At 43.5% G+C, this 13371-nt stretch carries 11 protein-coding genes and 1 other RNA gene; 9 read left to right on the top strand and 3 right to left on the bottom strand.

What is annotated here, in order from left to right; genetic code table 11:
* Nucleotides 1-128: 128 nt before the first annotated feature.
* From D8791_RS00970 to tpx, 4 genes are all read left to right on the top strand, one after another.
* The gene (locus D8791_RS00970) at nucleotides 129-848 is read left to right on the top strand and encodes a metal ABC transporter ATP-binding protein (protein ID WP_125445959.1); all 720 of its coding nucleotides are present in this window, start codon (nucleotides 129-131) and stop codon (nucleotides 846-848) included.
* A gap of 1 nt (nucleotide 849) precedes the next feature.
* Entirely contained in the window at nucleotides 850-1686 is an 837-nt protein-coding gene (locus D8791_RS00975; protein WP_015605901.1) for a metal ABC transporter permease, read from the top strand.
* A 21-nt stretch (nucleotides 1687-1707) separates the two neighbouring features.
* Nucleotides 1708-2640, top strand: a complete 933-nt coding sequence (gene scbA / locus D8791_RS00980; protein WP_125372645.1) for a metal ABC transporter substrate-binding lipoprotein/adhesin ScbA — start codon at nucleotides 1708-1710, stop codon at nucleotides 2638-2640.
* 157 nt (nucleotides 2641-2797) lie between these two features.
* Complete coding sequence (gene tpx, locus D8791_RS00985) at nucleotides 2798-3289, top strand: thiol peroxidase (protein ID WP_125445960.1); 492 nt, start codon at nucleotides 2798-2800, stop codon at nucleotides 3287-3289.
* Nucleotides 3290-3441: 152 nt separating this feature from the next.
* Here tpx and D8791_RS00990 read toward each other — a convergent pair whose 3' ends face one another.
* From D8791_RS00990 to gshAB, 3 genes are all read right to left on the bottom strand, one after another.
* Complete coding sequence (locus D8791_RS00990; RefSeq protein ID WP_125445961.1) at nucleotides 3442-4698, bottom strand: toxic anion resistance protein; 1257 nt, start codon at nucleotides 4696-4698, stop codon at nucleotides 3442-3444.
* Nucleotides 4699-4722: 24 nt separating this feature from the next.
* Complete coding sequence (locus D8791_RS00995; protein ID WP_005591556.1) at nucleotides 4723-5568, bottom strand: coiled-coil domain-containing protein; 846 nt, start codon at nucleotides 5566-5568, stop codon at nucleotides 4723-4725.
* A gap of 224 nt (nucleotides 5569-5792) precedes the next feature.
* Nucleotides 5793-8045 (bottom strand): bifunctional glutamate--cysteine ligase GshA/glutathione synthetase GshB, encoded by a 2253-nt coding sequence (gene gshAB, locus D8791_RS01000; RefSeq protein WP_185760547.1) that lies wholly within the window; start codon nucleotides 8043-8045, stop codon nucleotides 5793-5795.
* 302 nt (nucleotides 8046-8347) lie between these two features.
* On the opposite strand from gshAB, the gene D8791_RS01005 reads away from it, so the two are divergent.
* The 5 genes from D8791_RS01005 to D8791_RS01030 all read left to right on the top strand — a co-directional run bounded on the left by D8791_RS01005 (nucleotide 8348) and on the right by D8791_RS01030 (nucleotide 12898).
* On the top strand, nucleotides 8348-9640 hold the full coding sequence (locus D8791_RS01005) for an adenylosuccinate synthase (protein ID WP_048792129.1): 1293 nt from the start codon (nucleotides 8348-8350) through the stop codon (nucleotides 9638-9640).
* A 214-nt stretch (nucleotides 9641-9854) separates the two neighbouring features.
* Nucleotides 9855-10511 (top strand): HAD family hydrolase, encoded by a 657-nt coding sequence (locus tag D8791_RS01010; RefSeq protein ID WP_125445963.1) that lies wholly within the window; start codon nucleotides 9855-9857, stop codon nucleotides 10509-10511.
* Nucleotides 10512-10692: 181 nt separating this feature from the next.
* Nucleotides 10693-11160 (top strand): tRNA adenosine(34) deaminase TadA, encoded by a 468-nt coding sequence (tadA, locus tag D8791_RS01015; protein ID WP_185760526.1) that lies wholly within the window; start codon nucleotides 10693-10695, stop codon nucleotides 11158-11160.
* 38 nt (nucleotides 11161-11198) lie between these two features.
* An RNA gene (gene ffs, locus D8791_RS01020) (signal recognition particle sRNA small type) lies at nucleotides 11199-11284 on the top strand.
* Between the two features lie 264 nt (nucleotides 11285-11548).
* Nucleotides 11549-12898: a glucose-6-phosphate isomerase gene (locus D8791_RS01030; RefSeq protein WP_000018244.1), complete on the top strand. Its 1350-nt coding sequence runs from the start codon at nucleotides 11549-11551 to the stop codon at nucleotides 12896-12898.
* The last annotated feature ends 473 nt before the right edge of the window (nucleotides 12899-13371 follow it).

Genomic DNA, 13371 nt, shown 5'->3' on the forward strand with positions numbered 1-13371 from the left:
TTTGATATAACCTTATCAAAATTAGCTCCTTTTTTCAAATATTTCCTATATTGATTTTAAGGATTTTTTAAAAATTAACTTGACTTAATTTTCATTTTAATGTATATTAAAACAAAAGAGGTGTAACAATGATTGAAATGAAAAGTTTAAGTGTCCGTTATCAAGGACAGCTGGCCTTAGAAGCAACTTCTTTAACAATAAAAGGACCGACTATCACAGGGATTATCGGACCAAACGGGGCTGGAAAGTCAACTCTCATAAAAGGTATGTTAGGAATTGTTGAGAGTGAGGGGCAGACCTTTCTAGATAGAAAACCCATGAAGCAAGAATTAAGCAAGATTGCTTATGTAGAGCAAAAAATTCACATTGACTATAATTTTCCTATCAAGGTCAAGGAGTGTGTGTCTCTGGGCTTGTATCCTAAGATCAAGCTCTTTCAACGCCTCAAAGCGTCTGACTGGGAAAAGGTTGCTCGGGCTTTGAAAATCGTTGGTTTAGAAGATTTTGCTGAGCGGCAGATTAGCCAGTTGTCTGGCGGGCAATTTCAACGGGTCTTGATTGCCCGTTGCTTGGTTCAGGAGGCGGACTATATTTTCCTAGATGAGCCTTTTGTTGGGATTGACTCGGTCAGCGAAGAGATTATCATGGCGACCCTCCGTCAGCTAAGAAAAGACGGGAAGACGATTTTGATTGTCCACCATGACTTGGGCAAGGTGGTCGCTTATTTTGATCAGGTCTTACTACTTAACAAAAAAGTCGTCGCTTTCGGATCAACCGAGAGTACCTTCACCAAAGAAAATATGCAGAAGACCTACGGCTCTCAGCTCTTTATGAATGGAGGTGCCTAGGATGATTCAGGAATTTATTCAAGGTTTACATGACTTTCATTTCCTGCAAAATGCTTTGATTACAGCCATTGTGATTGGAGTGGTGGCCGGTGCCGTTGGATGCTTTATCATTCTGCGGGGCATGTCACTCATGGGGGATGCCATCTCTCACGCGGTGCTGCCCGGTGTGGCCCTGTCTTATATTTTGGGGATTAATTTCTTCATCGGTGCCATTACCTTTGGTTTACTAGCTTCTATTATTATCACTTACATCAAGGGCAATTCTATTATCAAAAGTGACACGGCTATCGGGATTACTTTTTCTTCCTTCTTGGCTCTGGGGATCATTTTGATTAGCGTTGCCAAGAGTTCGACCGACCTCTTCCATATTCTCTTTGGGAATATCTTGGCGGTACAAGACCTTGATATGTGGATTAGTATTGGCGTGGGTATTTTGGTGCTGCTGGTCATCACTATTTTCTTCAAGCAGCTTTTGCTGACCTCCTTTGACCCGCTCTTAGCCCAAGCTATGGGAATGAAGGTGAATTTTTACCACTATTTACTGATGATTCTCTTGACTCTGGTTTCTGTCACAGCTATGCAAAGTGTCGGAACGATTCTGATTGTGGCCATGCTGATTACACCAGCTGCGACAGCCTATCTCTATGCCAAGAGTCTCAAGACCATGATTTTATTGTCATCTGCCTTGGGGGCTGGTGCATCTGTTTTAGGTCTCTTCATCGGTTATAGTTTTAATGTTGCAGCAGGTTCGAGTATCGTTCTAACCTCTGCCCTGATCTTTTTGGTTTCATTTTTTATCGCACCAAAACAGCGGTATTTAAAAAGAAAAGTAAAATAATATATTTATGGAGGATTTCCAATGAAAAAATGTCGTTTCTTAGTTCTGCTTTTGCTGGCTTTTGTCGGCCTAGCAGCCTGCTCTAGTCAAAAAAGCAGTACCGAGACTGGTTCTTCAAAATTGAATGTTGTTGCAACCAACTCGATTATTGCGGATATTACAAAGAATATCGCTGGCGATAAGATCAATTTGCACAGTATCGTACCTGTCGGCCAAGACCCACATGAATACGAGCCTCTGCCTGAAGATGTCAAAAAGACTTCCCAAGCGGATCTGATCTTCTACAATGGGATCAACCTTGAAACAGGTGGTAATGCTTGGTTCACAAAATTAGTAGAAAATGCTAAGAAGAAGGAAAACAAGGACTATTATGCTGTCAGCGAAGGCGTGGACGTGATTTACTTGGAAGGCCAAAGTGAAAAAGGGAAAGAAGACCCACATGCTTGGCTCAACTTGGAAAATGGTATCATCTATGCTCAAAACATTGCCAAGCGCTTGAGCGAAAAAGACCCAGCTAACAAAGAAACTTACGAGAAAAATCTTAAAGCTTATGTGGAAAAACTAAGCGCTTTGGACAAGGAAGCTAAAGAGAAGTTCAACAACATTCCTGAAGAAAAGAAAATGATTGTAACCAGCGAAGGTTGCTTCAAATACTTCTCTAAGGCCTACAATGTGCCATCTGCCTACATTTGGGAAATCAACACTGAAGAAGAAGGGACTCCAGACCAAATTAAAACCTTGGTTGAAAAACTACGCAAGACCAAAGTGCCATCTCTCTTTGTCGAATCCAGTGTAGACGACCGTCCGATGAAGACCGTTTCTAAAGACACCAACATTCCAATCTACGCTAAAATCTTTACTGACTCAATCGCTGATAAAGGCGAAGAGGGTGATAGCTACTACAGCATGATGAAATACAACTTAGAAAAGATCGCAGAAGGTCTGTCTAAATAATAATAATAATAAGAGGTTGGGAAGATAAAATCCTAACCTCTTTATTTCTGAAGGACAAGCTTTATATGGAGTCGCTCTCAAATTTTCGGTCAAATTATTCGAAAAAAATTACTATTCGCAGTACAATGGAGCTATCAAACATGAATGGAGACTTCCTATGACAACTTTTCTCGGAAATCCCGTAACCTTTACGGGCCAACAACTGCAAGTCGGCGACACAGCCCACGATTTTAGCCTAACAGCTACTGACCTTTCAAAGAAAACTTTGGCTGACTTTGCTGGTAAAAAGAAAGTCCTCAGCATCGTACCGTCTATCGATACTGGTGTCTGCTCAACTCAGACTCGTCGTTTCAATCAAGAACTCTCTGACTTGGATAATACCGTTGTTATCACGATTTCAGTTGACTTGCCTTTCGCCCAAGGCAAATGGTGTGCTGCTGAAGGCATCGAAAATGCTGTCATGCTATCAGACTACTTTGACCATTCTTTTGGTCGCGACTATGCCGTCCTCATCAATGAATGGCACCTTTTAGCCCGCGCAGTTCTAGTTCTGGATGAAGATAACACTGTGACCTACGCTGAATATGTGGACAACATCAATACCGAGCCAGATTATGATGCAGCCATTGCTGCAGTCAAAAGTCTGTAAAGAATTATACTTTTCCAAAAAATGCACTTAATTCTTCATAAGAGTTGAGTGTATTTTTGTCTTCTTGACTAAAAAATTTGGAAAATACAAAAAGACAAACATCAGTTTTGATATTTGTCTACGATTTGAAAGAGACTGGATGGCTCTTTTACTTATTCTGAAGTTAATTCTTTCTGGGCTTCCTTGCCTTGGTCCAACAGCGCTTGGATAATCTTTTGATCACGCAGTTTGACAGAGTTGTTGATGGTTTCTGCAGATTGGATGACCGCTGCTTCTAGCAGAGCGCGTTTTTCCCGTCCTTTATCAATGGCTTCGATAATGCCTTGGTTTTGAGCGACGAGGCTTTCTGCCAACTTAGTGACAGACTCAACAGCGATAGTAGGGCTTTGGGAAATCCGCTCCAGCTGAGGGATGACTTCCTTGCTGGTCTCAGCGAGCATTTGTAGGGCAGCGTTATTCGCATTAGAGATGGCGTCAGCTACTTGACCAGATTTCATCGATTGCTGGAGAATGCCTAACTGGGCGATAGACAGTTTCATAGTTGGAATGGTATTGCGGCGGAGCATTCCAAGCTTTTGGCGCATATCAGAGGAAACCTTGACCAGATTGCGCATCTGAGGAGTGGTTGCCCAAGCCACATAGAGACGGCTGACATATTCAGTGTGTTGCTGCTCTAAGGTATTGACCACCTCTGTCATTCGGGCTAATTCTTGCGATTTGACTTGATAGTCAACGGTTGTCATATCTAGCTGAGCAACTTCAGCCTGCAGCTTGAGCGCTCGTTTGCCGGATTCCTGCTGAGACGCTTCGATAAAGGAAATGACTCCGACTAGGTTTTCAATCGATTTGGTATTATCCTCGATCAGCATTTCAGCAGAAACAATATTGCGAGCCAGAACGTCTTCTTGCTTGACGACGGTTGCAGCCATGCCGTCCATCTTCTGCTCAATATTTTGTGAGTCGAAATAGAATTCTTGAAGGGTATTTTTGCTCTGTTTGAAGAGTTTTTCCAAGAAATTAGGTTTCTTATCCAGTTCCGCTACTTGAACATCCTTGTATTTTGCGACAAAGCCATTGAGTTCCTTGTTGGTGTTTTTTAAGAGCTCATCTACCTGAGGAATTTGTAATTTTTTCTGCTCGGCTAAGATACGATTGACAGTACCGTTGACTTCTTCTACAGCAGATTGGCCAAAGTCCAGCAAGGCATTCTGGTCCGATACGAAATTATCCACAAGCTGAGGAGCTTTGGCCGTAATCGCATTCTGTTGCTCAGGGGTCAGCTTTTCCAGAAAAGTTAGCTGGCCATTTTCTTGAGTCGTATTGGCTCCGATGATTTCTGTTGTTTTGTCGCTTTTGCTGATGGCATTGTTAGCAATTTTATCAATATCAAAATTAAATTCTTGGCTCATAGTTTCTCCTTTGGTTTATCTAGCTTAAAGGCCGGTGTCTGTTTGCTTTTCTTTGTCTAAGATGCGCAGGCTGATGTCAAAGTCCCTCAAATCAGCTTCGTTTAACTGGCGCAGCGCTTCGTCTAGGTCCAAGTCAAACTGCTCGATAGCTGCTTTGGCCTTGGCTAGCCGCTCCTCTGCATTGTAAAAATCTTTGGGAGAGGCTTTGATTTTGAGGTAGCCTTGTAAAATATCTTCGTAGTGCTCCATCTGGGACTGATGGATGGCAGTCAGTTCTTCCTTGTTGTTGCTTTCAGATTGAGAGATTTTTTGAAGAATGGCCTCGTGATCAATCTGAATATTGCGAACCGTAGCGACCAATTCTGGGGCTAGTTCTTCTAGACTCGTTTTCTTTGGCTGCGCTTCCTTTTGCCTTTTCTCTCGTTCAATCTTTTGCAGTTGTTTATCAATTTCCTCGGTTACAGTAGTAATTTTAGTCTGAATGCGCTGGTAGACAGATGCAGGAATTTCATCTCGTAATTCCTTAGCAACGTTTTTGATATAGGTGAGTTGGGGAAGAATTTGCAGGGCCAAATCTTGGTAGTCTTCCTTCTTGCCGTATTCTTGGTAGCTTTCTAATTCTTTAATACGGCGGTCCGCCTGACCAATCACTGCTTTTAAATCTTCAATACGGCCAATGCTGGCTTGTTTAGCTTCAATACGAACTCTTTTCTGTCTTTGGTAGCGATAGATTCCGTAGCCAATACCTCCTAAAATAGCAATGGGGATCAGATAGCTGGCTACCACTCCAGAACCAAAAATAATTGCAAGTATCCAAATCCAGCTAAACCATTCCGGCTGCTGGTTAGAATAATTCTTTCTTCTCGACATGAACCTTTCTCTTTCTTCTCAATGTGATATCTCTATTTTAACATAAAAGCTAGTTTTTGAAGGAGAAAGATTGATATATTCAGATGCACTTTTAGATTTGATGAGAATGTTTGCCTCATCAAGAAAGAGCTTTGCTTCCTTTCCTGCAAGCAAGCGTAAGAGTTCTTTTTTATCACAAGTGGGCAAGCAAAAATCGCACGGAATCCCCTGCGATTCTTGTTTTATCAGTCCATTTCTGGGAAAAGTTTGGCCAGTATTTTAGGGGTGATACTTTGCCCCGGTCCCTCAGCACAATAGGTATGCATATACATAGAGGGGTTGAAGTTGAGCTCGATGCAGGTGCAGTTGGGATTTTCCTTGGTAGAAATAGCAGAGCTGTCAGGGATGATTAGGTCAACGCCACAAGCCCAAGCTCCCATAGCTTGTGCCATGTCTGCAGCGAGTTCCTTATAAGATGAGTGCATGCTGTCTGTGACGTCAATCGAGTCTCCGCCAGTAGAAATATTGGAATTGCGCCGCAAGTCAACTTTGACACCAGCAGGCAGGATATCATCTGGTCCATAGCCTTGCTGGTCCAGCATGAGCAGTTCAATGTCCCCCAGTTCAATGATTTCGAGCGGTGATCGATGGTCTCGACCGCGCAGGGGATTGTCGTTTTTGATGGCAACCAATTCTCTCACGGTGTGTTGACCGTCTCCAACGACATTAGCTGCCACGCGCAAGAGGACTGCCTCACATTGACCGTCTAAGACAAAGAAGCGGTATTCCGTTCCAGCGATGAATTCCTCCACCAAGACAGCAGCGTCTTCTGAAAAAGCGATCTCCAAAGCCTTGCGATAAGCTTCCAGACTAGCCGGTTCTTGGAAGATAGAGATGCCCAGTCCGAAGTTGGTTGACTTGGGTTTGACAACAATTTGTCGGTCTTTAATCAAAGGATAGTAGGCCAGTCCCTCTTCGAGAGAAGAAAACTCCGCCCCAGCCGGAACAGGAAAGTCAGCTGCAGCCAAAATCTTTTTGGTGACGGTTTTATTGGCCATGGCCAGAGGGATGACATAGTTATCCTTGGAGGTCATGTTTCCGTTTTTGACATACTCCACATGCTGACTATGCCAAAGCTTGAGAAATTGGTCATTTTCATCTAGGATTTCGAGATGGAGGCCTTTCTGGAGAGCGTCAAACATGAGCATTTGAGTGGAAAGTTCCATCTTTTCATAGCCCTTGAGAGCGTAGGGCGCAGTCCAGGCGTAATCTCGATATTCCCGTGCTTTTGCCAGTCCAAAAGCTGAGAGGGAATTTTTCTCAATATGAGGCAATAATTGCCCTGCCAGAGTCAGTTTGGGCTCAGTCAGCGTAGCTCTGACTTGCGCTAGCAATTGACGGTAGGCCTCAGGGAGATTGAAATGTTGGGTCACATTTTCCATAGCTTGGAGAATAGCAGAGCTGTCGGCCTCTGTAGGTAGGGGCGTCAAGGGGTGAGCCAAAGCAACGGCATCGTTGAGAGCATGAGCCGCTTGTAGCTGTGTATCACTATCTGTCACATCATCCAGCCACAATAGAGCCAAGAGAAAGAGATGAACCGTGTCCAAGGTTTCCTGACTGATACCCAAAACGTCGAAAGGATTGAGGTCAAAGCAGCGGAATTCCAGATAAGTGATACCTTGCTCCAGATAGGCACGATTGTGCTTCTGTCCACGGAAGCGAACGGCTGAGTAAAATTCTTTTTCAGCGCTGAGATCGCCTGACTCGACATAGTCCTCGATGTCCGAGACATAGCTTTCCAGCGAGCGAAATGATACATGGATATGCTTGTCATTGACGTAGCCGTGCTGGCTATTTCGGAGTGAACGGACAGGAGCCTCAACTGGCTCATCGTAAAAGCCAGCTTCTGCCAGTGGAGCCGCACCATAAAGATAGGTCAAGAACCAGCGGAAACGGAGGAAATTACGAGCCAATTTGAGATAGAGAGCATTTTTAAAATCCTTGAAGGAAGAAAAGTCGCTAGCCTCAAAGAGAGCCGCCATCAAATCTTTTCCTAACTCGATATTGTAATGAATGCCGGAAATGGTCTGGAGTCGTTTGCCGTATTTTTCTGCTAAACCTTGACGATAACGGAGCTCGTAGGCATTTTCGAGGTGAGCAATCTCAATCTCGTCTTCTCGAAGCTGGAGTGGCATGGACAAGGGCCACATGAGTTCTTCTCGCGAGATAGAGCGTCCAGTCACATCGGTAATGGCACCTAGCAGGCGACGGGCCTCCTGAGTTGAAGAGGCAATGGGCGTAATCAATTCGAGCTGTTGCTCGCTAAAATCCGTCTGGATATAGGGATGAAAACTCCGAGAGCCCAAAGAGCTGGGATGGGGAGTTGATGCCAGTGTCCCTGCCTCTGTCACGCGTAGGGATTCTCTTTCCAGTCCAAAAGTCGCCTGTAAGATCGGGCTGGCAGGGTCTAGCTTTTCGAGTAAACGATCAATAGTCATCATGTTTTTCCGTCCTTAGTATAGTACTTTCAGTCTATTATAAAAAAGGCCAGAAAACAACTATTCACTACGTTTTTGGTAAATTTCCGAACTTTTATTTCCATTTATTGGATATATTTCGGGAAAATAGATAATTTTAAAAAGAATCATTCGTTTTCAAAAGTGAAAATCCAAATTTAAAAGACACCTAATCTTGAAAAAAATTCAAAATTTTCTTATAATAAAGTGTAAGATACGTTTGCAGGTGAAACTCCTGCCTTGTAGATTAAGAAAGGAAGAGCTCTCGTAGCTCAGACGAAATTATGACATCAGTTGTTGTTGTAGGGACCCAATGGGGAGATGAAGGAAAAGGGAAAATTACGGATTTCCTTTCGGCCAATGCTGAAGTGATTGCCCGCTACCAAGGCGGTGATAATGCTGGACATACGATTGTGATTGACGGAAAAAAATATAAATTGCACTTGATTCCGTCAGGAATTTTCTTCCCAGAAAAGATCTCAGTGATCGGAAATGGGATGGTGGTCAATCCTAAATCTCTGGTCAAGGAGTTGGCTTATCTGCACCAAGAAGGTGTTACCACAGATAATTTGCGCATTTCAGACCGTGCCCATGTCATCCTGCCTTACCATATCGAGCTGGATCGCCTGCAAGAGGAAGCGAAAGGCGACAATAAAATCGGGACGACGATCAAGGGAATTGGTCCTGCCTACATGGACAAGGCTGCGCGTGTTGGTATCCGTATCGCGGACCTTTTGGATAAAGACATTTTCAGAGAGCGTTTGGAGCGGAATCTTGCTGAGAAAAACCGCCTCTTTGAGAAATTGTACGATAGCCAAGCGATGAGCGTTGACGATATTTTTGAAGAATACTATGAATACGGTCAGCAAATCAAGCAGTATGTGACCGACACATCAGTCATTCTCAATGATGCGCTGGATCAAGGCAAGCGTGTCCTCTTTGAAGGGGCACAAGGCGTTATGCTGGATATTGACCAAGGGACCTATCCATTTGTAACCTCGTCTAATCCAGTTGCTGGTGGGGTGACGATTGGTTCAGGTGTTGGTCCAAGCAAGATTGACAAGGTAGTTGGTGTCTGCAAGGCCTATACGAGCCGTGTCGGAGATGGCCCATTCCCAACGGAGCTTTTTGATGAAGTGGGCGAGCGTATCCGCGAAGTGGGTCATGAATACGGTACAACGACTGGTCGTCCGCGTCGTGTGGGCTGGTTTGACTCCGTTGTGATGCGCCACAGCCGCCGCGTATCAGGCATTACCAATCTTTCCCTCAACTCTATTGACGTTTTGAGTGGTCTGGATACAGTCAAAATCTGTGTGGCCTATGACTTGGATGGGGAGCGAATCGACCATTATCCAGCAAGTTTGGAGCAGCTCAAGCGCTGCAAGCCAATCTATGAAGAATTGCCAGGTTGGTCAGAAGACATCACTGGTGTCCGCAGTCTAGAAGACCTGCCAGAAAATGCCCGCAATTATGTTCGCCGTGTCAGCGAACTGGTTGGAGTTCGCATTTCGACTTTCTCAGTTGGACCAGGTCGCGAGCAAACCAATATCTTGGAAAGTGTTTGGTCTAGTTTATAAGCAAATGAAGACAAGAGAGTGGGACAGAAATCGATAATTCGTTAGAATTCGATTTCGTCGTCCCACCTCCGCACAGTTGAGTAGGGCTGTAAAAGCTGATGAAATCAGCGTAGTAGAGCCCGCTCAACCACTGCGTCTTGCTCGACAATCCAAAGACAATTGAGAGGCTAGGGCTTTTGTCCCAGCCTCTTTTTGAAAGCAGAAAGAGGAAAAAATGTATCAAACGATTTTATTTGACCTAGACGGTACCTTGACCAACTCAGAACTAGGGATTACCAACTCAGTGGTCTATGCCTTAGGAAAATATGGGATTCAAGTGCCAGACAAGAGGGCATTGAGAGTTTTTATCGGTCCGACCTTGCAGGAGTCTTTTGAGCGCTTTTATGGATTTTCTAAGGAAGAATGTTTAAAGGCCATTGACTACTATCATGAGTACTTTTCTGAAAAAGGCCTTTATGAAAATGAGGTCTATCCAGGTATACCTGACTTGCTGGCTTCTCTGAAGCAGGCTGGCAAACAGTTGATTGTAGCTACGTCAAAACCTGAAGAATTTTCCATTCAGATTCTCAAGCACTTTGGCTTGTATGATTATTTTGACTTTGTAGCTGGTGCGACCATGGATAGAAAACGTAGTAAAAAAAGCGATGTTATCCAGTATGCTTTAGAACAAAATCAGATTACAGATTTGGCGCATACCATCATGATTGGAGACAGGGAGCACGATGTGCTTGGGGCTCAAGCGCAAAAGCTTGATTCTATCGGCGTCCTTTATGGCTTTGGTAGCAGGGAAGAATTGGAAGAAGCCGGAGCCACCTATATTGCCCAAGAAGTTGGAGAAATTGCTAAAATTATCAATACTCAGAGAGCTTAAGCTTTATTTAAGATAGGCCAGCTATACTAGAAGCATAAACAAAGACCTCCTAACTTTGTTTAAACCTCCTAAACTTTTTCATAATAATCTCCCATAAGAGTCGCCCAATCGGCGGCTTTTTTGTGAGTCATGAGCTGCCTGTGGTATAATGAACAAAGAAACTAAAAGGAAGAGGGAAAAGATGGATTACACGATAGAGGAAAAAGAAATATTTATGAGGGAGGCGCTGAAGGAGGCGGAGATTGCCCTCGCCAATGATGAAATACCAATTGGCTGTATTTTGGTCAAGGATGGTCAGATTATCGGACGCGGGCATAATGCACGTGAGGAGCTGCAGCGGGCGGTTATGCATGCGGAAATCATGGCGATTGAGGAGGCCAATCAGCGTGAAAATAGTTGGCGCCTGCTGGATACGACGCTTTTTGTCACGATTGAGCCCTGTGTCATGTGCAGTGGCGCCATCGGTCTGGCTCGGATTCCAAAGGTGATCTATGGAGCGAAAAACCAGAAATTCGGGGCTGGGGGCAGTCTCTACGATATCCTGACGGATGAGCGGTTGAATCATCGCGTAGAGGTTGAAAGCGGCCTTTTAGAAGAAGAATGTGCGGCGATTATGCAGAACTTTTTCAGAAATCGCAGGAAAAAGTAAAGAAAATTAGCCAAAAAAGAAAGTTTGTGTTATACTAATTAGTGGAGCAACAGTTCTGCGTGAAGCGGGTCAGGGGAGGAATCCAGCAGCCCTAAGCGAAGTGAACTGTGTGCTCTTTTTCTATGCCTTTTAACGAATCAAGCCTAAAAGGCGCAGATGAATCTTGGAGAAAAACTAAAATCTCAACCTACCCATGAAATTGAGAGCAGGGATTTTGTGGTAAAAATAGCAGATTGCGCAAACGATTGCGTTCGCTTCTGGTCTAGGATTTGCAAAATTGTAAAAATTTTAACAAAATATCAACTAAAAGCGTTTTCATTGAAGGAATTACTTGCTAAAAAAGTATGAAAGCGATATGATAGAGTGGAAGAAAAAATGGAGGAATATCATGTCACATATTAAATTTGATTATTCAAAAGTTTTAGATAAATTTGTAGCTCCACATGAAGTGGAATACATGCAAGCACAGGTAACTGCAGCAGACGAATTGATCCGTAAAGGAACTGGTGCTGGTAGCGACTTTTTGGGTTGGTTGGACCTTCCTGAAAACTACGACCGCGAAGAATTCGACCGCATCTTGAAGGCTGCTGAGCAAATCAAATCAGACAGCGATGTCTTGGTTGTGATCGGTATCGGTGGATCTTACCTTGGTGCCAAAGCAGCCATTGACTTCTTGAACCACCACTTTGCAAACTTGCAAACAAAAGAAGAGCGTAAAGCACCACAAATCCTTTACGCAGGGAACTCAATCTCATCTACTTACCTTGCTGACTTGGTAGAGTATGTAGCTGACAAAGACTTCTCAGTAAACGTGATTTCTAAATCAGGTACAACAACTGAACCAGCGATCGCTTTCCGTGTCTTCAAAGAACTCCTGGTTAAGAAATATGGTCAAGAAGAAGCTAATAAACGTATCTACGCAACAACTGACCGCCAAAAAGGTGCTGTTAAGGTTGAAGCAGATGCCAACGGTTGGGAAACATTTGTGGTTCCAGACGACATCGGTGGACGTTTCTCAGTATTAACAGCAGTTGGTTTGCTTCCAATCGCTGCATCAGGAGCTGATATCAAAGCCCTTATGGAAGGTGCGAATGCAGCTCGTAAAGACTACACTTCAGACAAGATTGCTGAAAACGAAGCTTACCAATATGCAGCCGTTCGTAACATCCTTTACCGCAAAGGCTATGCAACTGAAATCTTAGTAAACTACGAGCCATCACTTCAATACTTCTCAGAATGGTGGAAACAATTGGCTGGTGAATCAGAAGGGAAAGACCAAAAAGGGATTTACCCAACTTCAGCTAACTTCTCAACAGACTTGCACTCATTGGGTCAATTTATCCAAGAAGGAACTCGTATCATGTTTGAAACAGTTGTCCGTGTTGACAAACCACGTAAGAACGTGATTATCCCTACTTTGGAAGAAGACCTTGACGGACTTGGTTACCTTCAAGGAAAAGACGTTGACTTTGTAAACAAAAAAGCAACGGACGGTGTTCTTCTTGCCCACACAGACGGTGATGTACCAAATATGTATGTGACTCTTCCAGAGCAAGATGCTTTCACTCTTGGCTACACTATCTACTTCTTCGAATTGGCTATCGCCCTTTCAGGTTACTTGAATGCTATCAACCCATTTGACCAACCAGGTGTTGAAGCTTACAAACGAAACATGTTTGCCCTTCTTGGTAAACCAGGATTTGAAGAATTGAGCAAAGAGCTTAACGCACGTTTGTAATATTAAATGCAACCTCCCTTTGGGGAGGTTTTTTGCTGTTTTGAAGTTCAACTTCAATCATACTTTGTAAGCCAGTCCGCTATCTGGCTTTTTCACTTACTTGTCGACTCAGCAACAGTTTTCCTTTCTCTGATTATATGTTACAATCAGAGAAGATGCAGTAGCAATGGGATATACTTTTCTCTAGAAAGTTGAACTTACTACTATTTGGACGACTATGGAAAAAAATAGGAAACCAAGATTGGAAAGGAGTCCTGATGAAGTTATTATTGGCTGAAAAAGTGAAACAAAAATAGTCATATATAGTTGGTTTCATGGGCACGGAAGAGAGTTCGTGCCTTTTTGCTTGTGTACTTTCAAGCTAAGCCAGTTCAAAATATGATATACTGGAATAAAGTTATATTAGCATGACAAGTTTCACGCTAGGCTACTGTCTTCAAATAGTTATTTTATAAAAGGTAGCCATCCTGACA

Origin of the sequence: Streptococcus cristatus (assembly GCF_003943515.1) — a bacterium.
GTDB classification, from domain to species: domain Bacteria; phylum Bacillota; class Bacilli; order Lactobacillales; family Streptococcaceae; genus Streptococcus; species Streptococcus cristatus_D.